This is a genomic window from Mesorhizobium sp. M0292 (genome assembly GCF_040321695.1).
Classification (GTDB): Bacteria; Pseudomonadota; Alphaproteobacteria; order Rhizobiales; family Rhizobiaceae; genus Mesorhizobium.
In genome coordinates, this window is sequence record NZ_JAMYSB010000037.1 from 1 (window position 1) to 24,447 (window position 24,447).

Annotated in this window: 24 protein-coding genes; 10 read left to right on the plus strand and 14 right to left on the minus strand. The window is 59.4% G+C overall.

Annotated features, from left to right (window positions below):
- On the minus strand, window positions 1-190 hold a 190-nt coding region (locus NKI96_RS30885; RefSeq protein ID WP_352807610.1), incomplete at its 3' end, for a hypothetical protein.
- Here NKI96_RS30885 and NKI96_RS30890 point away from each other — a divergent pair.
- The 7 genes from NKI96_RS30890 to NKI96_RS30920 all read left to right on the plus strand — a co-directional run bounded on the left by NKI96_RS30890 (window position 189) and on the right by NKI96_RS30920 (window position 6,432).
- Window positions 189-1,922 carry an SPM autocatalytic domain-containing protein gene (locus tag NKI96_RS30890; RefSeq protein ID WP_352807612.1) on the plus strand — a complete coding sequence of 578 codons (1,734 nt, stop codon included), beginning with the start codon at window positions 189-191 and terminating at the stop codon, window positions 1,920-1,922. The two genes, NKI96_RS30885 and NKI96_RS30890, sit on opposite strands and share 2 nt — an antisense overlap.
- Window positions 1,923-1,994: 72 nt before the next feature.
- Window positions 1,995-2,363 (plus strand): hypothetical protein, encoded by a 369-nt coding sequence (locus tag NKI96_RS30895; protein ID WP_023733230.1) that lies wholly within the window; start codon window positions 1,995-1,997, stop codon window positions 2,361-2,363.
- Window positions 2,364-2,397: 34 nt separating this feature from the next.
- Complete coding sequence (locus tag NKI96_RS30900; RefSeq protein WP_352807614.1) at window positions 2,398-3,147, plus strand: lytic transglycosylase domain-containing protein; 750 nt, start codon at window positions 2,398-2,400, stop codon at window positions 3,145-3,147.
- 98 nt (window positions 3,148-3,245) lie between these two features.
- Entirely contained in the window at window positions 3,246-4,445 is a 1,200-nt protein-coding gene (locus tag NKI96_RS30905; RefSeq protein WP_352807616.1) for an ABC transporter substrate-binding protein, read from the plus strand.
- Window positions 4,446-4,458: 13 nt separating this feature from the next.
- The gene (locus NKI96_RS30910; protein ID WP_352807618.1) at window positions 4,459-5,172 is read left to right on the plus strand and encodes a thermonuclease family protein; all 714 of its coding nucleotides are present in this window, start codon (window positions 4,459-4,461) and stop codon (window positions 5,170-5,172) included.
- Window positions 5,173-5,337: 165 nt separating this feature from the next.
- Window positions 5,338-6,090 carry a GGDEF domain-containing protein gene (locus tag NKI96_RS30915; protein ID WP_023729554.1) on the plus strand — a complete coding sequence of 251 codons (753 nt, stop codon included), beginning with the start codon at window positions 5,338-5,340 and terminating at the stop codon, window positions 6,088-6,090.
- Between the two features lie 102 nt (window positions 6,091-6,192).
- Window positions 6,193-6,432 (plus strand): hypothetical protein, encoded by a 240-nt coding sequence (locus NKI96_RS30920; RefSeq protein ID WP_352807639.1) that lies wholly within the window; start codon window positions 6,193-6,195, stop codon window positions 6,430-6,432.
- Between the two features lie 740 nt (window positions 6,433-7,172).
- Here NKI96_RS30920 and NKI96_RS30925 read toward each other — a convergent pair.
- The 3 genes from NKI96_RS30925 to NKI96_RS30935 all read right to left on the minus strand — a co-directional run bounded on the left by NKI96_RS30925 (window position 7,173) and on the right by NKI96_RS30935 (window position 8,159).
- Window positions 7,173-7,418 (minus strand): hypothetical protein, encoded by a 246-nt coding sequence (locus NKI96_RS30925; protein ID WP_023670916.1) that lies wholly within the window; start codon window positions 7,416-7,418, stop codon window positions 7,173-7,175.
- Between the two features lie 98 nt (window positions 7,419-7,516).
- A complete protein-coding gene (locus tag NKI96_RS30930) occupies window positions 7,517-7,750 on the minus strand; it encodes a hypothetical protein (protein WP_023670915.1) in 234 nt (77 codons plus the stop codon).
- On the minus strand, window positions 7,737-8,159 hold the full coding sequence (locus NKI96_RS30935; protein ID WP_245275107.1) for a hypothetical protein: 423 nt from the start codon (window positions 8,157-8,159) through the stop codon (window positions 7,737-7,739). The genes NKI96_RS30930 and NKI96_RS30935 overlap by 14 nt, the downstream gene beginning before the upstream one ends.
- Before the next feature lie 53 nt (window positions 8,160-8,212).
- Here NKI96_RS30935 and NKI96_RS30940 point away from each other — a divergent pair, with 53 nt between their 5' ends.
- Window positions 8,213-8,725: a response regulator gene (locus tag NKI96_RS30940; protein WP_245275108.1), complete on the plus strand. Its 513-nt coding sequence runs from the start codon at window positions 8,213-8,215 to the stop codon at window positions 8,723-8,725.
- Between the two features lie 1,076 nt (window positions 8,726-9,801).
- Here the strand turns inward: NKI96_RS30940 and NKI96_RS30945 are convergent.
- Window positions 9,802-10,029: an aminotransferase class I/II-fold pyridoxal phosphate-dependent enzyme gene (locus tag NKI96_RS30945; RefSeq protein WP_084779679.1), complete on the minus strand. Its 228-nt coding sequence runs from the start codon at window positions 10,027-10,029 to the stop codon at window positions 9,802-9,804.
- Between the two features lie 772 nt (window positions 10,030-10,801).
- On the opposite strand from NKI96_RS30945, the gene NKI96_RS30950 reads away from it, so the two are divergent.
- Complete coding sequence (locus tag NKI96_RS30950) at window positions 10,802-12,232, plus strand: coiled-coil domain-containing protein (protein ID WP_352807621.1); 1,431 nt, start codon at window positions 10,802-10,804, stop codon at window positions 12,230-12,232.
- 289 nt (window positions 12,233-12,521) lie between these two features.
- Here the strand turns inward: NKI96_RS30950 and NKI96_RS30955 are convergent, their stop codons facing one another.
- The 9 genes from NKI96_RS30955 to NKI96_RS30995 all read right to left on the minus strand — a co-directional run bounded on the left by NKI96_RS30955 (window position 12,522) and on the right by NKI96_RS30995 (window position 23,091).
- On the minus strand, window positions 12,522-13,817 hold the full coding sequence (locus NKI96_RS30955) for an HlyD family type I secretion periplasmic adaptor subunit (RefSeq protein ID WP_352807637.1): 1,296 nt from the start codon (window positions 13,815-13,817) through the stop codon (window positions 12,522-12,524).
- Window positions 13,818-13,888: 71 nt separating this feature from the next.
- On the minus strand, window positions 13,889-15,601 hold the full coding sequence (locus NKI96_RS30960) for a type I secretion system permease/ATPase (RefSeq protein ID WP_023689787.1): 1,713 nt from the start codon (window positions 15,599-15,601) through the stop codon (window positions 13,889-13,891).
- A gap of 334 nt (window positions 15,602-15,935) precedes the next feature.
- Complete coding sequence (locus NKI96_RS30965; protein ID WP_352807623.1) at window positions 15,936-16,850, minus strand: class I SAM-dependent methyltransferase; 915 nt, start codon at window positions 16,848-16,850, stop codon at window positions 15,936-15,938.
- Between the two features lie 71 nt (window positions 16,851-16,921).
- A complete protein-coding gene (locus NKI96_RS30970) occupies window positions 16,922-18,181 on the minus strand; it encodes a polysaccharide biosynthesis/export family protein (protein ID WP_352807625.1) in 1,260 nt (419 codons plus the stop codon).
- Entirely contained in the window at window positions 18,168-19,445 is a 1,278-nt protein-coding gene (locus NKI96_RS30975) for a hypothetical protein (RefSeq protein ID WP_352807627.1), read from the minus strand. Before NKI96_RS30975 ends, NKI96_RS30970 begins: the two co-directional genes overlap by 14 nt.
- Window positions 19,442-20,446 (minus strand): SDR family NAD(P)-dependent oxidoreductase, encoded by a 1,005-nt coding sequence (locus NKI96_RS30980; protein ID WP_023691489.1) that lies wholly within the window; start codon window positions 20,444-20,446, stop codon window positions 19,442-19,444. The genes NKI96_RS30975 and NKI96_RS30980 overlap by 4 nt, the downstream gene beginning before the upstream one ends.
- A gap of 44 nt (window positions 20,447-20,490) precedes the next feature.
- Window positions 20,491-21,165, minus strand: a complete 675-nt coding sequence (locus NKI96_RS30985) for a sugar transferase (RefSeq protein WP_023681043.1) — start codon at window positions 21,163-21,165, stop codon at window positions 20,491-20,493.
- Window positions 21,162-22,313, minus strand: coding sequence for a DegT/DnrJ/EryC1/StrS family aminotransferase (locus NKI96_RS30990; protein WP_023754512.1), 1,152 nt, complete (start codon window positions 22,311-22,313; stop codon window positions 21,162-21,164). The genes NKI96_RS30985 and NKI96_RS30990 overlap by 4 nt, the downstream gene beginning before the upstream one ends.
- Window positions 22,314-22,362: 49 nt before the next feature.
- Window positions 22,363-23,091 (minus strand): nucleotidyltransferase family protein, encoded by a 729-nt coding sequence (locus tag NKI96_RS30995; protein ID WP_023681041.1) that lies wholly within the window; start codon window positions 23,089-23,091, stop codon window positions 22,363-22,365.
- 635 nt (window positions 23,092-23,726) lie between these two features.
- Between NKI96_RS30995 and NKI96_RS31000 the strand changes: the two genes are divergently transcribed.
- A complete protein-coding gene (locus tag NKI96_RS31000; RefSeq protein WP_023681040.1) occupies window positions 23,727-24,404 on the plus strand; it encodes a LuxR C-terminal-related transcriptional regulator in 678 nt (225 codons plus the stop codon).
- Window positions 24,405-24,447 lie beyond the last annotated feature (43 nt).

Here is a 24,447-nt window from a genome sequence, read left to right on the forward strand (position 1 = left end):
AGAACCTTGCCGTCTCGCTCACCGACCAGGACGGCCAGAACGCCACAGGCACGCTGTCCGTCAACATCGTCGATGACGTGCCGACATTGGGAACCGTGCAAAGCCAGCAGGCAAGCACCGATACGTCGCAAACGCCGGCCGTTGGAACACTCCACTTCGTCGCCGGCGCCGACGGCGCCGGGGCCACCATGACGATCACTGCCAACACAACAGGCATCACTTCGGCCGGCCACAACCTCATCACGGAGCAGTCCGGCAGCGTGTTGACCGCCTATGCCGACAACAACAACAACGGAAGCCATGATGCAGGCGACACGGCGGTCTTTACCATCACCGTTAATCCGAATGCCGGTACGTCGGGGCAGTACACGTTCGACCTTTTGGCACCTTTGGACGGCACTGTCAGTAATGTCTCCGTTGCATCGAGCGGCGCCTTCGGCTCCGGCCCCAGCAATTCCATCGTGGTGACGGCGGGCGGTCAGAATGTCGTGATGGTGACCGGATGGGCGCCAACGGATGCCGGCGGCTCCTTCACCTCACCACACGAGACGGCATGGCTGGCCGGCGGCATGCCATCGTTGACACAAACAAGCAACGTCAACGGTTCGTCAGCAGGTTGGGGCCTCGGCAACAACAATTTCGACGGAGGCGAGTTCATGCGTTTCGATTTCGGGACGCCGGACGACTATGACGGCCCGGGCGGCTATACGGCTCCGGCCATCACCCTCGCGACTGTTAGCTATGCCAAGTTTTCGTTCGATGCGGTTACCGCCGGCGACAAGATCGAGTTCGTCGCCCACTACACCAACGGAACCACGGCTTCCTTCACTCCGGCGGTCGGTGCGACGTTGCTGACGATCACATCGCCTGCCGGAACGCAGATCGCATGGGTCGACGCCTATGAGTCGTCGGGCAAGACCAAGCTGAACCTGACGGATGTCGGGGTCACGAGCACCACGGTCGACCATACAATTCCGGTCGCGTTGCAACTCACGGATGGCGACGGGGACACAACAACGACGGCGAATTTCACTGTCCACGTGGCGGCCGGACTGATACCTTTTGCCATTGCCGCTCCGGTCGTACTCGACCTCAACCATGATGGAATCCACACCACCGATCTGACGCACTCCACCGTTTCGTTCGACTATAACGGCGATGGCGTCGCTTCGAAAACCGCCTGGGTCGATACGCATGACGGTATCCTGGCGATCGATCTCAATGGCGACGGCAAGGTGAACAACGGTTCGGAGATCGTGTTCACCCAACATGCCGCCGGCGCTGCGACCGACCTTGCCGCGCTCGAGCAGCTCTATGACACAAATCATGATGGCAAGCTGACTGCCGCCGACCACGACTTTGCGCAATTTGGTGTCTGGCAAGATGCCAACGGCAACGGCGTGTCGGATTCGGGCGAGTTCAAATCTCTGGCCGCCTTGGGTATCGTCGAGATCGGCCTCGATAGCAACAATCAGCACTCGGTTTCGGCGGACGGCTCGGTCTTGACCTATGGCGAAGCCACCTTCACGACCGCCGACGGTCAGATAGCCGCGGTCGGCGACATCGGCTTCGGCAACTACGATAACGCTAGCTCCGGAAGCACGGCCGCCATCGCCGGCACTTCGGGAGCCGACACGTTCAAGATCGACAATCTAAACATCAAGGATCTGATCGCCGACTACCATGCCGGTGAAGGGGACAAGATCGACTTGAGCGCGTTGTTCGACAAGGCGCCGGCCGGCAACATGGCCGACTATGTGCATTACGACACCGCGACCAGCACCGTGAGCGTCGATACCAGCGGCTCGGGCAACGCGGCCAACTTCGTGGATGTCGCCGTTCTGCAGAATGCGCCTGCCACCGGCACGATCAACATCCTCTACGACGACACACAACATCAACAGCACACGGCCACGATTTAGCACTTATGCGTGGCCGTACTCTCATGCTACATATTAGCGAAACATAAAACCGCAGTTTGGAGAGGGACTTAAATGAAGCGTTGTGCAAGATTGCTGGCTTCGGCCGCGGCGCTGCTGTTGGCTGGATCGACTGGCTTCGCCGCCGACATCATCGAAGGGCCGGTGGCCGACTATTGCCGGACCGTCGGCACATCGAACCTGGTGTTGAACGACAACATCGTCGATCTCAAGGTCCAGGTGGTCAAGCTGATGGACGAGTCGGTGGCCGTCGCCAACAGCTCGGAATGGATCAATTCGTCCCGCCCCGCCTTCGTCTGGGCGTCGGAAGCCAAGGTCGCCTGCGGCATGGCCTATGGCTACCTCAAGACGAACTACAAGGACGAGGACACGCTCAACAAGTGCGAGTGCTTCCACGACCGCATGGTCGAGTACATGAACTGACCGAAAGGGATCAAGTCGCGCCGACAGGCTGACGATGATCGCCCGTGGAAGATTGTCGAGAGCGATTGCCGGAGCGATCGCACTGGCCGTTTTTGCCCCTGAAGGCCGTGCCAACTGGCTGGAACGACCTGCCCTCGAGCAGCAAGCACCGTTCGGCTTGAGGCGGCCGGTTCGCTGCGACGCCGCCTCCGAATGGACGCGCGCGACATTCAAGGCGTTTGCGACATGCCAGGCATCGCTCTACGGCTTGGAACCGGTGCTGGCGCACGCGGTAATGGAGATCGAAAGCGAATTCGATCCCGATGTGCGCGGCGCCGATGGTGAGGTCGGGTTGATGCAGGTGATGCCGGGAACGGCGCGAATGCTCGGCTTTCGCGGCTCGCTCGACGAGCTTGGCGCGCCGGCGACCAACATCGCGCTCGGCGTCAGATATCTGGCGCAGGCAAACAGCCTTGCCGCAGGCGATCTCTGCACCACCGTCATGAAGTATCGTGCCGGGCACGGTGAAACCCGGTTCTCCGAACTTTCGGTCCGCTACTGCCGGCGTGCGCGTGCAATCCTGGCGAGAGAAGGTTTTGCGGTGGCCGGGCCATTGCCGGTGGCGACGTTCGGATTCTCCGCATTCCCGACAGCAGGAGACGATGGTGCCCCTGCCCCGGCGAGGCGGATTTGTGTGCGCCGGCTGTTCGTGCCGGGCCCGCGATACATGAAATGCACGGACTATCGAAGCGCCGGGCAAGCCAGAATGATCAAGGCGCTCCGGGCAAGACTTTTCGACGGCTGAGCCATAATCCAGCAATTGCAAAGACGGCGAGGCAAGTCTGCCGTAAGATGAACGGATGAGACCGGGACAAATACCCGGCGGGATATGAGGGAGGCATCATGGATTCTGGCCGGCAGCGACACGGTTCGTGGACGTGGGCGATCGTCTTTGCGTTCGCGGGCATAGTGTCGGGCTGCCAGTCGAAAGGCAGCGTCTCGGACGCGCTCGACCAGGCGGCGATCGCCGCACCTGGAGCGCCGGTCACCGGCGCCGTTGCCGGTCCCGCCCAGGCGACGCAATCGCTCGGCACGGGATCGACGAAGGTCACGATGCTGCTGCCTTTGTCGGCCCCGGGCAACGCCGGCGAAAACGGCCGGAAGATGCTCGATGCGACCAAGCTGGCAATGGCCGACCTTGGCAGCGCACTGCTCACGGTTACGGTCGAGGACACCAAGGGCGACAGCGCGCACGCCAGCGAATTGGCTGTGAAGGCAATCACCACTGGAACCAAGATCGTCATCGGCCCGGTCGAACTCGCGGCCGCGCAGCACATAGCCAAGCTGTCGGGATCGAAGCGGCCGCCGGTGCTGGCGCTGGCCGACAATTTCGCCGGCGGCCCGGGCGTCTATGCGGTGCGCCTCAACGAGGCCGACAGCGCGGCCGCGGGCGCAGCCGGCCTGGCGGCCAAAGGCAGCAAGAAGTTCGTGTTGCTCGTTGCGGCAGGAGCGAATGCCGGCGCGGTTGAAAAGCGGGTCGCCAACAGCCTCAGCATCTATGGCGCGACGCTCGCCGTCACCATTCCGTATCCGGCCGGCGATGGCGGCACCAAAGTGGTCAATGATATGGGCTCGCTGGTCGAGGCTCCCGATGCCATCATCATCGCCAGCGGCGACGACAATCCGGCGCAGATCCTTGCGGCGCTCAAAACGAAAGGCATTCCTGGAAAAGCAATTGCCGTCGTTGGAACCAACCGCTGGCTGGAACATCCGATGGAGCCGCTGTTTGAAGGCTCCTACATCGCCACGCTCGACCCAACCGAAACCGGCCCGATCGCCGACCGCTTCAAGACGACCTACAATTATCCAGCCGACGCCAATGTCGCCTACGCCTATGATATGGTCGCCCTGACAGCAGGAATTGCAAGTTCGGCCGGGCCTGACGGCTTCAGCAAGCAGGTGCTCGAAAATCGGAACGGATTTCGCGGATCGACCGGCCTGTTCCGGTTTCGGGCGGATGGCTCCAGTGAGCGATCCATGCCCTTCTACCAGGTTCGAAAAGGCGCACTCAAGCTGGTCGCCAAATCGACATCGGGGTATTGAGGGGCAAGGAACCTTGCTTGAGTTGATGGGCTGGCTGAGGCACAATCGCTTGATAGCGCTCGGAAGCCTGCTCCTCCTGGCCGGGGTCTTGTTGATCATGCGGGCCGCCGATCTGCTTCCCATCGATCGGCCGATACCAGCGTCGCGTCAATCCATCGACGATAGCCAGCCACTGCGACCAACTGCGACCGTCGCCAATACGCCATGGCGAGGACGGGCACGCAAGATTGCTCAGGACCTTATCGCGCCGCCACAGCTTGATCCGGCGCAAATCGAACGGGTCGAGCCGCGCCTGCCGCTCAGCGACCTTGGTCTGGCTTCGCCTGCAGGGATGCGGATGCCAAAGGATTGGAAAGAGGTCCTGCTGTACCAACCGGTTGCCACCTCGTCGGCAACCTTCGAATCGATGGGGCGCAAGGTAGCCATCAGCGGGATCCAAGGCATTGACCTGGATGAGACCTGTTCCTTTCGTGGCATCGCCTGGCCTTGCGGCCAGCGTGCGCGCGCGACGTTCAATTCCTGGCTGCGCGGCCGGGCGCTGAAATGCGTCGTGCCGCCGGAAATCGATCGTTTTGCCATTGGAGCACCGTGCAGCTTGGGCAAGCAGGATGTCGGCGCGTGGCTTGTTTCCAATGGCTGGGCGACGGCCCTGGCGAGTGGCATCTACGGCAAGGCGGAGGCAGTGGCCAGAGACGCGCAGATGGGGATATTCGGCCCGCCGCAATAGCCGATAATTCGGTGTCGTCGCTTTTACCGCCGTAGCCTTGCTTTTGAAAGCCTGGTTTCGGGCCGATGGTAGGTGATTGCGCCATTACTAAAATTGTATGTTTCCTCGAAACTGAAAGTGCAGCACCTTGGCCTTATGACAGCCGATCAGGCGGGAGATTGGCTAATGATGACACCAATGGCGAATAGCTCGCCCCGGCAATGGAAAGATATCGCATGGCTGACTGCCCTGGGATCGGCGGGAATTCTGCTCCTCTCGGTTGGCCTAAATTATCTGCTTCTGTTCTCGGAAGCCTTGACGCCGTTCGGCCGCAGCATGGTCACAGCGATCCTGTTGCCGGTCATCGTCGGTGGCCCGCTTTTGCTGTTCATTGGCCTGCAGCGGACCGAGCTCGTCCGTTATCGAAGAGAACTCAACAAGTCGGCGACCTTTGACAGCCTGACAGGCTGCCTCAACCGGACAGTCTTCACGTCGATGGTCGAAAGGAGAGCAACCAGGCCGGAATCGTCTGGTCCAAGATCTGGCGCCTTCCTGGTCATTCATCCCGAACACATCAGGTCCATCAATCTGCGCTTCGGCCTTGGCTGGGGTGACGAAGCCTTGCGGCTCATAGCCTCGACCATCCAGTCATCGGTACGCAAGGAAGATCTGGTGGGCCGGATCGGAACCTCCATGTTCGGGGTCTTTCTGCCCGGTGCGACAGAAGACGACGCCAGGGAGATCGGCGACCGTATCCGGGCGCGCGTGGCCCAAGCCTATTTCGCGCCAAAAGGAACCGCGGACACGCTGACCATCAGCGTCGGCGGCGTGGTGTTTGAAAACGAGTTGGAATTCGAGGACATGTTCCGATCGGCGGAATCGCTGTTATCCGGCGTCGAACGCCAGCCCGGATTTCAATTGTCGCACCTCCACAACTAGCTGAAACAAGTCGTTGTCGGAGGAACACCGCCGCAAATGTCTTGCCGCACGGCTGCGGCAGCGATCATCTTGGCCCTTGTTGCCAAACCGGACGATTGACCCATGGGCGGTTTCAACCCGTGGGAGGTCTGGTTCCTGACGGTGCTGACGGCATCGCCGCGCATCGCTGGCAGTATTTGCCGGACCGACCAAGTTCTGGTTGCCGCTGGTTGCAGCAACCTTGATCGCCTTGATGGCCGGCTATCGGACCATGCTGCTGCCGCCGAACTCCTGACAGGTCGAGACACCCGCCGCGCGAGTAGCATCAAGTTCGGCGCTCAGGGCACGAGCGACAAAGCTTGAGGGCGCACAGATAGCAGCTGGATCCCCACGGCTCTCTCTTCATCCGTGGGGATCACAAGCACGTCGACGTCGGAACCAGCAAGGCTGATGACCTCGTCGCCTCGTCCATTCAGCTTGTGGTCGATATTAACCGCAAGCCAGCCGGCCACAGCCCCGGCCCTCTCTCACAGTTCGAAGACGCTTTCGATTTCGCCGTTGATTTGGTCGGCAGGGATGCCAGGCTTCTCGGCCGCTGTCGTCAATTGGTCTGCTAAGTCGCTGGCGGCGATCGGATCGCCCCGCGTCACAATCGCGGCGCGGAGGGGTTTTATTAGCTCCCCCTCATCTTGACGCCGGCGCCGGCTGCTCCAAAGTCTTGGGCATGGCTCGGGGAACTATCAAAGTTGGCGACGAGGTCGCAGTCACGGCGATTGTGCGCGGCCGCGTGACGCCCGATCGCATAAGCGTGACGATCCCCTCCTACGACTTCCCGCATTCTGTTGTCGATTCGACTTCGAAGGCTGTAATTGGCCAGCATATGGAATTGATCGGCCCTGTCACACGCATCGACGGGGACAAGGTAACCGTCAGCCTCCGGCCATTGGTGACTGTCGACGCCGAGCACGTGCGCCTGGTCGAAAGCCACGTGGCGCTTCCGCGAGCGCGAAAAAGGCCGCTCGTTGACAAAGTTTAACTTGCCTGCCCACCCAAGGAACGGCCAGTGAAACTTTACCCATCACATCGGCTCTGGTCGCCTCCCGCTAGCTGCCGGCGCGTTGCGATATCGGCACAGTAGACGGGTTGGCATTTTCCGAACTTTCCGCCATGTCGTCGCGATGACGTTGACGAAGGCGCTTCAGCAGATCGCGTGAGGCTTGAATCGCCCTGCGCGATTGATCCATGTTCTGGCGAAACGTGGCGCGTTCCTCCATGGACTTCTGCCACTTCAGCAAGGTGGCCGTAGTCGCAGTAGCGGCTTGAGCGATTTCTATGGGCGTTGCAACCATCGCATTCTCCCTAAAAAGGCAATGGTAAACGCAATCTTTATAGGCCCAACGAAACCCTTCTCCAATTAAAAACGACCATACGGCATACGGCAAAATGGCTATTCGTCGGGGCGCTCGACGGCAGCTTCGTCGACCTCGGCCTCCATCTCGTTGTTGACGGTTTTGGTCTTGCCAAAACCGTCCATCGCCACACCGTCAAAGCCCTGCAGCCACGCGTCGGCATGTTCCTGCCAGTAAGCTGGCACCTCACGCTCCTTGCCATCCTTGCGCGCTTGGGCGCCGTACATCCAGGCGTAGGTGGCGCGTTCCTGATCTTTCTTAGGCATGGCCATTTGCATCATCCTCCCGGAAATCCAGCAGCCTTGCGTGCCGCAGCTTCTCTTCGCCTTTGAGGGTCTCGACCCAGCCAACCAGTCCGGGCTTCAGCCACTCGGCCTTTTCCTTTTTATGTCCCTTCGGGACCGGGCCGCCAACCTTGCCCTGGACACGATCCCCAAGCGCTTGCCGCTCATCGGCATTGAAGTTGACGAGTGCGCCGCCTTTGTAGAGGCCCTTTTCAGCCATGATCACCTGGGTAGCTTTGCCGCGCTCGCGCTGTGCACCGATGATTTGCATTTCCTTTTCCTCAAAGCACTTGATCTTGCGCCAAGCGCTCGTTTGCCGCTGCGATATGGACTGCCCTTGAGCTTCGAGACCATGCCTTCTAGCCCGTCTCGTCGACCAGGTGGCAAACGGCGTCACCAGTGCGGCATCGCTCCGCTGAATTGAATGCGCCCGCCGGCAGGGATCATTTCGTGCAGGATCTCGCCGCGATCTTCGGTCGGCATCCCGCGCAGGTCATGATGCGTGGAACCCTGCCGGTTGCTGACCGTTCTCCGTCAATGGAAGCCCCGAACCAACAGAGCCAAACGATCCTCGTGGTTGACGGCGACGTCATCGCCCGATGCGTCATCGCGGACTATCTCCGCCACTGTGGCTACAGGGTGATTGAGGCCCATTTCGCACGTGAGGCGCAACAAGCGTTGAACTATGCGGAGTTCGGTGTGGACACCGTCTTGTGTGACGTTGACCTGCCGGGCAACATGAACGGGTTCCAACTGTCGAAGTGGGTTCGCGAGAACAAGCCCGAGGTCAAAATAGTGCTTTCTGCCGCAGTAGAACGAACTGCGATCGCGGCGGGCGACCTTTGTCAGGAAGGCCCGCACCTTGCGAAGCCGTATGAGCCGGCCAACGTAGTGGACCATATCAGGCGACTGCAGCATGTTTGGAGCTTACGATCCAGGAACCCTGGTGCAAAGCGCAATTGATCTCTGTCCAGACGCCGAGAGGCTCGTCTGCATACCAATGGTGATTTAGCCCTGCGAACTGGACGCCGCTCAAAGGAAGAACGGCGTATAAGCCGCAGTCCTGCGTGCGGCCGCAACAGTGGACGGTTGTCCCGCGCAGGACGGAGGAAATTCGCCCTCCTGCCGCGGGCGGTGAACGGGATACCGTAGGAGCGTCAGCATAGCGCCGGCCACAGGACGGGACGCGGCACCGACTGTCCCCGTCCGGTAGTCCGCATGTTTTGGCCGAAGCCGACCGGCTGAGATCGTGCGCATTTTGGTTCTCGACGGTACGGCCGCTGATCGGCGATGATGCGAGGACCGAGTTGCCCGGAAGAAATCGATCTGGTCTTGCACCTTTTTTGCTTCCTCATTCGCGGGGCAGCTTGTGATTTTCCAGCCTGACAGACCCTCCCCTGTCTATAAGAAATTTCCCGACGCATGAGCGCACGTCCAACACAGTGCGGACTCCAATGCTCACCGGCAGCGCGAGAATGGTAACCACCTATCTTGAGGGGAGCGCCACGTGCGTAATCAACGATGCAGGCGCTGCCAACCTCGGCATCCCCGGGAATAGCAGGCTTATAAATGAATATATCGTTGATCAACGCTATCGCCGCAGCCGCCGGGAGATGGACAGACCGCGTTCCAGCTAGGGGGATCGATGTTCCAGGCTAAAGGCATTGGCATGCCCGAATTAGAAAAAAGACCTGAATCCCGTAAAGCAGCAACAAAATGCCGAAAGCTATCCAGAAGCCCGGTCGCGTAAGCAATGCCAGATCTTTTCTTAGCTGCTCCATTCACATCAACTAACATGGCCAAGCGTCGTTCCCGTCCGCTGGGGACAAATTTCAACTAAGCTGATCGGCTTCGTCGCATAATGGCCGCGCCACTGCGGATCGAGACACCTCAGCGCCCCGCATGAGCACGCGCAACTCGATCGGAGGCGCAAGGAGAAAGTTCGGAACGGTTCCAAGAACCCCAAGCAAATTGAGCGCCGCAGCGGACGATAAGGTTCACGCATATCCCGGCGAACATCCGCACAGCAATGGTCAACATCAACGGCAGAAGGGCGTCCGAAAAGAAACGCATCTCTGCGTCACCGCCTCATCGAGAGTCACCGCAGCGGCATCCTGAATACAGGTCGGCGATCCGAAGAGCATGCATTGCGCAAGATTTTCCAGATGAACTGATGCCGAGACCGGCCCAAGCGTCCACGCTAGCCTCCAGCCGGTCATTGCATGAGACTTCGAGAGGCTGTTCACAATTATCGTCCGCTCTCTCATTCCGGGAATGCTATTGAGAGGAACTCGCCGTCGAACACTGTGCTGCGGTAAACCTCATCGCTGATGATCCATAGATTGTGCCGCTCGGCAAATATGGCAATGATCCTCCTTGCCGAACACATATCCGCCGGGATTGTTTGGGGAATTCAGCAAGATCGCCCGCGTTCGATCTCCTACCGCTGAACGGAGAATATCCTCGGATGCCTTCCGCCGCGCATTTTGCAGCGATAGTTTGACGGGTCGGACCACTGCTCCATCGGCGCGTATTGCCGCTTCGTATGTAGATACCAAGGCTCGAGGCAAAGCACCTCGTTGCCAGCTCCGGCAACGGAAGCTTAGTGTGATTGAGCGGCCAGGCGGCCGGTCCCCAATTCGTTCGAATGATGCGCTTGCCTCGCCAATGTCGCATGGTGAGTCAGCCGGCAAACCAAAACACTCAACCGCCGGTTAGGCCCGGCCGCCTGATGCGCCCCACAAGAGGCTGTGCCGGGCCGTTCGTCGGGGCTTCTGCACCTGAGCGTTAATGTGCCCAGGCAACACACCATTGACGCCAAGACGTTGGCAAGAAGGGGAGCCGCGCAGTCCTCAAGAATAAGTCAGCAGGCACCTAGACCGATGTAGGGCCTTCCAATCGCAGCTCTCGGCTCCTCGCGGCGCCGGCGCCCTGGCATCGTTTGATTGAACGAAGACGCTGAGTTGAGCTCTCGATACAAAAGCATCTCAGTCCTCGTGCCTCAATGGTTCCGGGCATGCGGCTGCAGGGGATGAAGTCATGAAGTTCAGGGATTTGATCAGACGCGCCGAGGACAATGTGGAGAGGTCGTTCGACGATCTCGAAGCTGACTTGGCTAACGCTGTCGACCAGTGCCTCGATTTGGAGGATGTCGCCGACGTGCCAAACATGGCAGGCGACAACAACGAACAGGATGACAGCGTACGGAGTGAGGGCGGTGCCGGCGACGACGATGATAGCTCGCCGATACCAGCGCATCGGCTGACCTCACACACGCAGAGCCGAATTGCTGCCGTGAGCTCGTTTAACGGCTTGTTCCACGATGCCAAGCTCCATTTCGAGGACATCAACGCAAAAATTTCCGAAATTACAGGCACATGTCAACTGACGTTCGAGTTTTTTCACATCCTTCACGCGGACATTCTCCGTGCGAACGAACTGGAGCTGGCGAATCAAAATCTGATCGCAGATCAAAGGAACTTGTCGGAAACACTCAATGACCTGAACAGACGGTACTGTGAGCGTCAAGGCACCATCGAGACATTGCAGCAGCGCCAGGCAAGCCTTGTTCAGGAGTGTGAAGTGCTCCGTGGCGCGTTGGCCGCGGCAAGGCTGGAGCTGGTCGAAGCGGCGAACACCACCACAAAGAACGAAGCGGAATTTGGCGACCTCACGAACATGCTTGCCGCCGCAAATGTCGAGGCCGACAGGCGCTCCCGAGAGAACAAACAGCTGCGTGAAAAAAATGTGAGCCTGTCTATTGACCTGGAAAAGGCCATGAAGCGGGAGGAAGAGGCACGGCATAGGCTGGATGCCTTCTCGACGATCCATGCCAACGAAGCTGCGCGAAATTCCGAAATGCTGAGTGCGCTCGGCAAGAGCGAAAAAGAGGCAATCAAATTGCACACCTCACTCGAGGTTGCGCAGGCCAAGTTATGGGAGGTGACCGAAGCAGCCAGGATTATGCAGGCGGACATGGATGGCGAGCTTAAACGCTGCCAGGCTGAGAACCGAGGATTGCGCTCAGAAGTTCAAAGCCTCCAATCGCGCTTCGAACTCGCCTCAATCGCAAACAACGAGGCCGCGGCCGAGATCGCCAGGCTCCAGCTACAATGGAGCGACGCCCTGGCGGAAAAACAGGTGACTGACGAAAGGTTGGCCGCACTCGCTGAGGAGGCCGAAACCAACAAGGTGAACCTTTCCAAGATCACCGCAGATTTTGCGCAACTGTCCACGCAGCAGGCGTCCGATCAGATTGAACTCGATGTGAGACGGCAGGAATGTGAGGACTTGCGGGTCGAAATTGCCTCGGTCAATGCTCGGGTCAGGGAATTGCTGCCCTACAAGAGGTCGCATGGAAGCGCGAACGCCTTGCCGCATACATCTGACGTGGCAAATGTAGCGGTGACTGCAGACCGAACGGTGCATGCCGCACGCCGTGTCCGCCGGAGGGCCCTCGCCGCGTCGTAGGGGCAAAGAACCTCTCCTCGTGAGGCAATTGCCCCTGTCGATGATCGTGGAACGGTATGCGCTCTTTGTTGCGCAAAAGATGACAGGACGCTAACGCTGTTGTCGGAGCAGGACTTGGTGAGGCGGCCAGGAAAATCCTGTTGGGGCCTTGTAGCCGGGACAATGTCCCAGACGAGCTCGCGCGTCGTCCGCCGGCGTCACCCCTGTCCGGCATCACGTCGCCTACCAGCCAGTATGTCAGCAAGCACGCCTGCAGTGTGCCCGCGGTCGACCGCCCACAGCCGCCATGTCATTGCCGGAAAGCCCTCGACATCTGGTCGGTAAGTGGCTTCAGCAGATAAGACCAGACGCTGTGTTCGTCCGTACTTATGTGAACCTCCGCTGGCATACCGGGTTTGAGCACTTTGGCATCGGTCAGACATGTGGACTTGTCTTCGACATTGATGCGCGCCGAGAAATAAGAAAGCTGGCGCTGTTGATCTTTTATCAGGTCCGCCGAGATGCGCCTGACAGACCCTTGGCAGGCAGGCGTGGTACCGGCGTCGAAAGCCGGAAACCGGATCGAGACCCGCTGACCTGGACGAACGTCATCTATGCGCGACGGCGCAATCAGCGCGTCGACCACAAGGTTGCCGGTGTCAGGGACGATCATCATCAGAACTTCGCCCGCGGCAATCACGCCGCCGATCGTGTGAATGGAAGATTCCTGTACCGTTCCCGATTGCGGAGCGCGGATGGTGGTTTTGGCCAGTTCGTCCTGCGCCACAACCTTGCGCTCGCTGAGTTCGGTCTGCTTGGCTTCCGTTTCACGAAGTTCGCTCGTTACGTCACTACGCCTTTGTTCATCGAGCTGAAGTATCTGCAGTTCGGTCTCGCTGATCCTGGCCTGCGCCTCGGCAACCGCCGCCGCGAGGCGCCCTGATTCTCCGTGCGCCCGGGTGGCATCCAGTCTGATGTTGCTAAGTCGCTCTTTGGACACCAGCTTCTTTGTAAAAAGCGCCTGTACATCGACAAGATCGCCATCCAGCAGGACCACGGATTGTTCTTCCGCGGTCTGTTGCGCCTTGAGGCCCTCAACTTGGCGTTCGAGTTGCTTTGAGCGGCTTTGCAACTGTGCCTTCTGCCCGTTGAGGGCCGTAGCGCGGCTGTCGAACAGCGTGCGCTCGCCGTTCACCAGCGCAGCCAGCTCCGGCTCGCCCATTCGCGCTTGAAGGCTGAACGGAAGCTGCATCTCCGACAGGCCTTGCCGCTCTGCCTCCAGCCGCACAAGCCGAACCGTTGCCCGATCAAGATCCTTGCTAATTATCTGCAGATTGGCCCGTGTCAGTGTGTCGTCCAACCGTGCCATCACATCGCCGGCCCGTACATGATCCCCATCTTGCGCGAAGATGCCCCCTATCGTGCCGCCCGTCAGATGCTGGACCTTCTTTATGTTGCTCTCGACCACCACGGTCGCAGGCGCAATTACCGCGCCAGCAATCTTGGTCAGACCGAGCCAGAGCCCGCCGCCGGCAATTAACGTAACCGTGACCGCCGCCCCCAGGATCAGGTTGGCCCTGATTCCATCGCGCGTGCCCGAAATCATCGCGTTGCGCCGGCTCCCATTGCCGATCGGGGCCGATGGAGCCATCGTCGCCTCAGACAAAAAAATATCCCTCATGCATGACCGCTCACCCCTTTGTGCATCGCGACGGCCGCTGCCGGGCGTTCAACAGGCGCAGCAAAGGGGCGGATGACGTTGGCCAGGACCTCCTCGCGTGAGCCGAAGGCGTGAAGCATCCCATTGGACATTACGAGTACCCTGTCGATGTTGGTAAGGGCAGAAGGACGGTGCGCAACTACGATGACGATGCCTCCACGTCTGCGCACTGCCAGGATCGCGCCGGCCAAGGCGGTATCGCCATCGACGTCCAGATTTGAATTCGGCTCGTCCAGAACGACGAGAAACGGATCGCCGTAAAGTGCCCTGGCAAGCCCTACGAGTTGCCGCTGTCCAGCCGACAAGGCTGTTCCTCCCTCGCCCATGCGTGTTTGAAAACCGTTCGGCAATCGCAGGATCATTTTGTCGACGCCCGCTGCCTTGGCAGCTGCAAGCACGCCCTTGGCGTCGCCCTTCCCGCCAAATCGCGAAATGTTATCGGCAACCGTTCCATCAAACAGTTCGACGTCCTGGGGCAGGTAGCCAATATGTGCGCCAAGACGTTCTTGATCCCATTGGTCAAGCGAGGCGTCGTCCAGCCTCACCGTGCCGCGAAGTGGCTGCCAGACGCCCACCAGCGCGCGCACAAGCGTGCTTTTGCCAGAACCGCTCGGGCCGACAACGGCCATTCCCGTCCCTGCAGCCAGGCGGAAGCTGACATTGGCTACCGTCGGTTTTTGCTGGCCCGGTGGCGCTATAGTCAGGTCCTCGACCGCAAGCTCCGCTTGGGGGCGCGGAAGTTCCATATGTTCGTCCCGGTCAGGAAAAGCGGCCAGGGCCGTTGCCAGTTGCGAATAGCTTTGCCGGAACGCGGCGAAGCCTCGCCAGTTCGCGATAGCGGCGTCAACAGGAGCCAATGAGCGGCCCAGCAAGATGGAGGATGCGATGATCACGCCTGGCGAGGCTTCGCCTCCTATCACCAGGTAGGCACCCAGTCCAAGAACGCAGGACTGCAAGGCCAAACGCAGTGCCCTAGAGAGTGCCCCGGTGGCGCCGACGACGTCGGAAAGCTTCTCTTGGTGCCTCAGATATGCGTTATTGATCTCGCCCCAGCGGTGGGCAAGCCGTGCGGAAAGGCCCATCGCGCGTACGACCTCCGCGTTGCGGCGTCCGGATTCGGCGAGATTGCGCTGCGACACCAGCGTCTCGGACGCGCGTGTCACCGATGTGCGGCCAAGAACTTCCGCCATGACCGTGAGCAGCACGACAATGATCGCACCGCTTGTGGACAACACACCGAGCGCGGGATGCAGGAAATAGATGATCAGCAGGTAAAATGGAATCCACGGCGCGTCGAAGATGACAGTCGGCCCCATTCCGGAAAGGAAGCCGCGTAGCTGATCGAGATCACGGAGGGGCTGTATCCGGTTCGCATCCTGCCCGCCAAAGAGCGGCAAGGACAGCGAGAGGCCGAACACCCTCTGCTTCAAATTCCTATGGACACGATTGCCCACTCGAACCAGCAGGCGCAGCCGCACGAAATCCAGCAGCCCGTAGACAGCGTAAAGACCCAGCATTCCGATGGTGAACCCGACAAGCGTCGGAACGCTCTGCGAAGGTAAAACGCGATCGTAAATTTGCAGCATATAGACCGAGCCGGTCAGGGCGAGAAGGTTTATGACTGCCGAGAAGACGCCGACGCCTACCAGGCCAGGCACGGTCCCAAGCATTGCGCCTCGCAGATCCGACGAACTCCTTCCACCAGGGTTCATGGGTTTCGACCTCCCGTGAGAGATCGTTGCGCAAGCTCACTGGCCCCACTGGGCACGGACATTCTCTTGCTGTTCAGGAGCGTATCCCCTTAGCCTTCTAATATTACGCCCCACTAACATGATTGGACTTTAGTCAAAATGTAGCAAAATCGTGGCGCTGACCCGAGAAACCCGGAACCCACATATTAAATCGGGGGAAAACTGCCGTTCCACCGTATTTAGACGGGGTTTCATGCCGGGCGAGCCACCCCAAGAAAACCGCTGCCTGCCGTTTTCGGGGCTTTCTCGGGATTTAGCGCTTCCTCGCAACAACCAGGAAGTGTTGCGCCAGCTGGCCAGGAACGCAAAGCCTTCTGCAGGCCTTCTCGACAGGCTGCATCATCATTTCACAGAACCCTGGCAACAGGTTTCCCGGCCGAGGCAGGTAACCGTACGGTATCGTCTGCTCGACGGTGAATCCCGAGGCAGTCAGGAGGGCCTTGAACCTCGCTGCGCTCAGCGTGTGGCGAATTGTGCGTCCAGACACTCGATTGAGCAGCCGGCACGCCAGGCCGACGGGCGACGTCGCATTCATGTGAACGTTGCACACAAGCCGCCCGCCATCTTTCAGGTGCTCATTGATCGCTTTCAGTGCATGCCATTTCAGTTCATCCTCTGCGTTCAGGAAAAAACGAAATGCGGTTACCACATCGAACGTCATACCCAACTGCTCCCTTGTCACGTCGACGTGACGCAAACTCACATTGGGCGGTACTTGAGCGCTGTCGAGCATAGTTCTGGAAACGTCGGCGCCAACCACCTCGCTGAAGAGGCCGGCGGCTACCTCGGCGATGCGACCTGTTCCGCATGCGAAATCGAGGCAGTTTCGGCTCGCTCCGCTCAAGGGGCGAAGAACGTCGAGGATCAGGGGCTTTTCGATGTTCCCCCAAAGCGCGCCATAATAGCCGGAACTGTGCGTTTTGTTGTAATGTAGGCCGTAGCCGGGCGCGCAATGGCTGGTCCTGTAGCCGTCCGACACCCAGCCGCCCGGCGCATTGCTCTCCTTGCTGGACGTAAATTCATGCCAATTTCCGGACTCACCGGCGCGCGACCTGGACCGCACAATTCGCGCTGACGGCATATGGGAAGCATAACTTGCAGACTGCGTCATCTGATCCGCGTTCGTTGAGGGTGTCAGGGTCGCTCCCTGGTTGAAAATGCGCCTCACCTTGGATCTCCGTTCAGTTGGGTTCGCCCCCCGATAGAACAGTAAGCTCCGCACGGACTGCGGCTGACGCCCTATTGGACCGCCACACTTTGCAGTTCACTGCTGAATCTGGCTTCGACAGTATCCCCCGGCAGCACAATGGCATCTTCGTCAGCCAACAGCTTGCGCCATTCATTGCCGATCTTGCGCACGATGGTCACCTGGGCCCGTACCGTTTCGCCGGCAATCGGCAATGGCTGTGTGGATGCTCCAGTCGGCTGCAGCTTCTCGCTGGCGGCATGGAGCCTGGCGGTGACATCCGCCAGCCGGGCGTTGGTGTCCTTCAGATCCGTCAGCAAGCCAATCCTCCTTTGATTGTCGTTGCGTTCGTGCTGTCTGACAAAGTCCTCCTGCTGGCGCCGCGCCCTCATCAGCTCGACCGAGGTTTGAAGCGCGCCGCTTGAAGACAGAAGCAACGCGCGCCTGACATCCGCGAGCCGGGTGTTGGTCAGATTGCCTGCATCGAATGCCTTCGTCACTCGCGCCAAATCTTGCTCATCCGCCTTCACGCTCTCGCCCTCGACTTGCTCGCGTTTCTGCAAAACGTCAATCTGCTCGGCAGCGTCCGTCCGGCCCTTCTCCAGAAAATCCTGTTCCTGCCGGAAATCGCTCAGCGCAACCTTCAGCGCCTCTGCTTCAGCCTGTGCCATCGCGGCTACAACGCTCGGCGAAAGAGGTGATCCCTGTGGTGTCTTCTTGTCGAAATCCGCCTGGCCCTGAAGCTCGGCGCGAATGCGGGCAGCGTGAAGGTATTCTTTCGTGTAATCTCCCCAGAGCATTTCGTAATCGCGCTTGAGATCAACCGGATCAGGCCCGGCCTGGCCTGCCCGTGATCGCAAAAGACTGAAGCCGCCGGAAACGGCCAGCGCCTGCCGTACAGTCATGAGCGGACGGTAGGCCTGTTGTCCCGGGGTGAGCACATCGCCCGTTACATAGATCGGGCGATAGTCCGCTATGATCGCTGTGACATCGTCGGGCTCGACAGTAACTGTCTGCTCCCGCCCATCAGTCAGACGCACGTGAAAAATCTTGCTTGGCAAGACCTCTTGCATGCGCCTTTGCAGTTGGGACGCCGTCAGGCCTGCGACCATGATCATTCCAGCCTCCGGAAGGGCGATATTGCCATCCATCTGGACTACGGCGCGCTGCGTCCGATCAGGGATCGGCGCTATTCCTATCTCGACCGTATCGCCAGGTGAGAGTTGATAGGGCTCGACCTCGCCTGCGCAAGCCATCGAGGTTAGCGACATCATCACGACTGCGCCAAGAACGTATCGTCTACTGAAGGTCATTTGCGACAATCTCCTTCCGGTCGAACACCGGCTTCAAAGGCCATTCAACACGACTAACGAAATCGTATACCGGGCCACCGGGCACGCCCCAGTTGCTGGACCAGACCACCTGGGAGCCGTCCGGAGAGGGAGAGGCATGCGTCTCGCTCCAGTAGTCGAAGGGCGCGTTGTGCGTGTCTGCGACACGGCGGACCTCTCCACTGCCGTCTAGACGCAGAGCAATGACTTGCTGAGCGTAAGGCGCCCAATCCGGGTGCTGCGATAGTTCGGCTGGCGTGCCGCCATAACTCAGAAACACCCAGCCGGGCCTGCCGAGCGACCTGAGTGACGCATGCATGGCCTCGCCATATTTCATCAGCGAGGTAGCCTTGCCATCAGCCAAGCGGCGCTTGATCACCTGATATTTGTCAGGATCCGATTTGCTGATCCCGACATAGATTTCGCTTCCGTCGGAATCGACCGTCATGTCGCCATGGCCTGGTCGATGGTGCTCCATCCACTTCTGGCGCAATATGCCGTCTATGGAGAAGACGAAACTCGCTTCAATTCCGTCCGGTAATTGCTGGGAACACACTATGTTGATTCCGAGTGGTGAGATTGAGCAGGAGCCGGTTGTTCCCGGGAATTCGGCAAGATCGATATCGGGGAATTTCCGCCGTAGCTTTAGATCGTAGCCAAAGACCACCGCTCTGCCGTCATTGTTCGTTGCACGCACCGCAATCCGGCTGCCGTCGCGGCTCGGATTGCCTTTGTTGGGTCCAAATTTGAGGTTGGAGTACGCTGCGGAGGCAAACACGACGTCCTCATGATCGGTACGTGGGGCCCATGTCGCAATCTGCCGGCCCCCGACACAGATCATCAACTCGGGATCAGTGGGATGCCATTCGCATTCGGTCGCGCGGTTGCGGTGGAACAAAGGCAAGTAGGTTTGTCCGTCGAGAAAGCACAGGCCACCGCAGCCATTGGCGATCAGGAGCAGGCTCTGGTCGGCATTCCAAGCCTGTGCGCTTGAGTAACGGTGGGTGCAGTACTTCTTCCCGCATACACCCGCCCCGCCGAGAACGCCCGGTCTGGTGATCCGTGCGAAAACCATGCCAGACCAAGGATCCCTTGTTTGGCGCACATGGCCCGGCAGGTTGTCCACAACCGCGGTGGCCGCCGCCTCCGCTGCCTTGCTTTGACGGCCACCGGCAACGTAGATGTTGGGAGATATGGCACCGGCAGCCAGCAACAACGCCAACGCATGACGGCCGCCCAGGGTCATGTCATGTAACCCACTTCGCGCCGTACCCGGCCTTCACTAAGGCGCTCGCGCCACCACGTGATTGTTCGCTCCAGCCCATCGCGCAGGCTGGTCTGTGTCCGCCATCCAGTCTCGCGTTCAAAGCGCGAGGAGTCGGCGAGCAAGGCGCGAACTTCGGAATTTTGCGGCCTCAGGCGCCTTTCATCACGACGGACCGGCTTCTTGCAATCGGTCAACTCAAGAACAATGGCCAATACGTCCGAGACGGTCGCAGCGCGTTGGCTGCCAGCGTTGTAGGCGTGGCCGAACTCGAGCTGGGCGAGACCTGCGGTCAGGAACGCTGTCGCGGTGTCTTCGACATAGGTCAGGTCGCGGATCGGGCTGGTATCGCCGACCATGATCGCAGGACATTTCGGGTCGAGGACTTGCCGGATAATGGTCGGCACGATGGCGCGCTCACTCTGGCGCGGGCCATACGTGTTGAAGGGTCGCATGATGACCACAGGGACATCGAACGACCTGGCGTAAGACTCCGCCATCATGTCAGCGCCGATTTTGGATGCCGAATATGGTGACTGTCCCTGCAGGGGGTGTGTTTCGCCGATCGGCATGGTTTGGGCAGTTCCATAGACCTCGCTCGTGGAGGTATGGATCACCCGCTCCGTCTCCCATAGGCGCGCCGCTTCGAGGACGTTCACCGTGCCCAGGATGTTGGTTTCCACATAGGACTGGGCAGCGGCGTAGGAATATGGAATCGCAATAAGCGCCGCCAGATGAAAAACCGCGGCTTGGCCGCGCATGATCCGGTTAAGGAACGCACTGTCGCGGACGTCACCACGGACGAGCCTCAACTGGCTGCGGATGGTGTCCGGCAGATCGTCTAGCCATCCATGGCTGTCGAAGGAATTGTAAAGGGCAAGGGCTGTGACATCTGCCCCGTTGCGAACAAGCGCCTCGGTGACATGCGAACCGATGAATCCGTCCGCGCCGGTCACCAGGACTTTCTTTCCATTGTAGCTCATCACTGCGCATTCCCTTGGCTGTTTGGAACGCTTCCCTTGGATATTCAAACGTCGATCGGCGGTACCGGAACCCAACCGACCACTGCCAGCACTCCCCGCACCATCCACGCGAGGTCGGAGACGATGGTGCGTCGCGGATAATACGAGAGGTCCAGTGTTGCCTTGGCGGGGAACATGACTTCCCGGTAGAACACGATCGGATCTACGGATTGGGGGAAGTAATGCGCTTCGTGCCGAAAAACGACCTGGGCTGGTCCCAGCAGGCCTGGCTTGTATTGCAGCACGGCCCTAAGCTCGCCCCGGAAACAATCGGCGAAAGCCAGGCTCTCGGGCCGTGGGCCGACGATCGCCATTTCGCCTTTGAGGACATTCCACAGCTGCGGTAGTTCGTCCAGCTTCGTCGCTGCGAGAAAGCGGCCAACGGTGGTCATGCGTGTATCGCCCACGACCGTCAGCGCAAGGCCTTGAGAGCCGCAGTTCACACCGAATTTGCGAAATTTGTACATGCGGAAGGTTCGGCCGCCGGCCCCGATGCGGGTCTGAGCGAACAAGATCGAGCCACCGCCCTCGAGCAGAAGCGCTCCGGCGATCAGCAGCATCAATGGCGCCAATGCGACGGTAGCGATGCCCGCCACCGCAAGATCGATTGCGCGTCTCGCAAAGCCGTGATCAGGATTTGGAACGAACATCCGGTGAAAGGCAGGGTCTAACGCATTCATGCAGCAGTTCCTCTTTGGGCGCCTGCTTTGAGCGCGCCTGTTTTGAGCGCGGCTGCCAGGGCAGCCACGACTGATTCGGCGGCGGCGGAAGTGATCTGGGGGTGCAGCGGAATTGTGAGCTCTCGCTGAGCGAAATCCTCTGTTCGGGGCAAACTCACGCCGGGAAAGCGCTCGCGGTAGAACGTCATTTGGTGCACCGGCGGGTAGTGGATGGTGGTCTGTATGCCCTGTGTCCGCAGCTCGTCGATGACATCCTGCCGGCTCGCGTAGCGCGGCAGGACGATCGGCATGATGTGGTAAGCCGACGTCCGGGGTTCGCTAAATGGAATGACAATGGCTGGGCAACGGTCCGCGATCAGGCGTCGGTACAAGACAGCTATGATACGCCTGATTTCGTTCCACTCTTGCAGGTTCTGCAACTGAACCAGCCCTATTGCCGCTCGCATCTCGTCCATTCGGTAGTTGAACCCGAGCATCGTGACATCATATTGCGGCGTACGACTGTTCAGCCGCTGATGCGTCCCCGTGGTCATTCCGTGCCCGCGGGCCAGGCGAACCCTGTCGAGCAGATCGGGGTCACGTGCGATCACGGCGCCCCCTTCGGCCGTTGTCATGTTCTTGTTGCCATAGAAGCTGAACGCGGCCGCGGCGCCGAATGTCCCGACTTCCCTAAGCCCGGGCGCGTGCGCAGCGTCCTCGATGATATGCAGCCCGCGAAGCCGGGCGAACCGCTGCCATTGTTCCCGATCGGGGAGATACCCGGCGAAGTGAACGAGAATGACCGCTTTCGTGCGCGTCGTGCACCGCGCTTCGGCTTCCGCAACCGAGATCAACGGCACGTCGACGGACTCGATATCGACGAAGACCGGCGTCGCCCCTACATACAGCACCGCATTCGCCGTCGCTACGAACGTCAGCGAAGGAACCAGTACTTCGTCGCCAGGGCCGATGCCCAAAGCATGGAGGAGAAGATGGAGCGCTGCGGTGCAGGAACCAACCGCAACGCAATCTCGCGCGCCATGCATGCCGGCAAAGGCCTGTTCGAACTCTCGTACCCTGTCCCCCATCGTAAGCCAGCCGCTATCAATCACCTGCGACAGGGCTGCCTTCTCTGGCACGCCTAGGATCGGGGCGCTCACCAAGAGCATTTTGACCTCCTGAAAGCCTTGTTAGTGGCTAGACCTCTGCATCAGACTTTCATGCGGCTGCAGCGGCAGCCGCGACCTCGATTGAGGACGACTGATCTTCCCAGGCAATTGCCTGTGCATTCTGGAAGTCATCGACACGACCGATGTCGAGCCAAAGACCGTCATGCTTGTAAACATGCACGGTCGTGCCGCCCTGCATCATCTGCAGCATCAGGTCATCGAACCCAAATGGGATCCCGGACGGAATGAACCGCAGGACATCTGGGTTCATGCAGTAAATCCCCATGCTGACGAGATGGGAAAGCGTCGGCTTTTCCCGGAAGAGCTGGACGGTATTGTCGATCTCGTCGATGACCCCGAAGTCCATCTTGATATGACGGCACGCCGTGGCAATCGTAACGGGATCCCTATGCAAGCGGTGCGCGGCTACAAACCGGCTCAGGCTTAGATCTGTGAGGACATCGCCGTTCAGAACGACAAATGTTTCGTTCAGTTCATCCCTAATCAGAGAGAGAGGTCCGACGGTGCCGAGTGGCTCCATTTCCTGGGTATATTTGATCTTCAAGTTCCATTGCGATCCGTCGCCGCAGACGCTACGGATCAAATGTCCTAGATACCCTGTCGTAATATATACCTCTTCAATGCCGTTGCGCCGCAGCCACTTCAAAAGCAACTCAAGAACAGGCCGGGCCCCTATCGGCATTAATGGTTTCGGCAGGACCGATGTAAACGGTCGAAGGCGCGTACCCATCCCACCACATTGAATCACCGCTTTCATTCGATCCTCCTGATCTGCAGTTGGCTTTGTTCGGGATCGGTGTTCCATTGTCCGGCCAGGGCACCCCCTCAAATCCGGCCAAACCTCGGCGGCAATCCGAACATCATATGCGAAAAGGTATGTGACAGCCGGGGCGGCTGTCGTCGTGCATTCGAATGGTAGGGATTCAAAACGTTCAAGGTATTAGATGGCCACGAGATCAACAGCCTACAGAAGCGCGATTGGGCACTGATCATGACGCCGATAAAACGAAAGCAGTTGCTTTCAAGAAAGCTGCGATCCGCCAGGGCCGGACCGGCCTACAGGTCCGGCGACAGCGGGTGGCGACATAACAGATGCCACATGATTACGATGGTCCTGAACAGCTGGCTTTGGACCCAGAGATGGGAAACCGGCATCGTTTTTGCGGACGGGCACCGCACGCCAGGGTTAAAAATCTATGGATGAGCTTCGCAATTTAGTATTATATTAGACGTTCTGGATGTGCGTGGATGGGACGCTGCGGACATCACTGTGATGCGTTGACCAGTGGATGGCCGCCATTTTAGGACCACCACGGATTGTCGATCATAGGCGAATGGGAGGTTCCAGCGGGTTTTCTCGTCGGGAACCGAGTAACGCGTTGGGGTAGTTGCATGGCTCGGATCGTCATTGCCGACGATCACGGCTTATATCGGCGTGGTCTCCGGCTGGCACTCATGGCTGGAATTCCAAGCGCCGAAATATTCGAAGCTTCGTGTTTCGATGCCGCGGTCAATCTTTTAGAGGAGCAGGCGTCCATCGATCTTGCGATCCTCGATCTGAACATGCCTGGGCTGTTCCATCAGGAAGTGCTCAGCGACTTTATGGCTGCCTATCCTGACACTCGCTTTGCGATCGTTTCCGGGGATGATTCCCGCTCGGAGATACTGACCGCGCTTTCGATCGGACTTCACGGGTATATCGTCAAATCGCAGAGCGACGAAGAAGTCGTGCTGGCTGTAAACGAAATCCTCGCTGGCCGGATCTATGTGCCATCTCTCCTATCTCGAACGTCTGCCGACCAGAGATCGCATGCCCCCCCACCTCCGGTTCAAAATGCCAGCCGCCGGCACGAGGGCTCGGGCGACGTCGCTAGGCTGACGTCTAGACAGAAGGACGTCCTCAAGCTGATGGCAGAGGGGTACTCGAATAAGGAGATTGCCCGCAATCTGGACATTGCCGAGGCGACAACGAAAATCCATGCCGCAGCCGTGCTGCGTGAGCTTGGGGTTAGAAACCGTACCGAAGCAGCTGTGTTGCTCCAAAGCTGGCTTACGAGACAGGCGAGTTGACGCATGCCCCTCGAACCGGCCCGAGTTTGCTTGCAGGAAATCG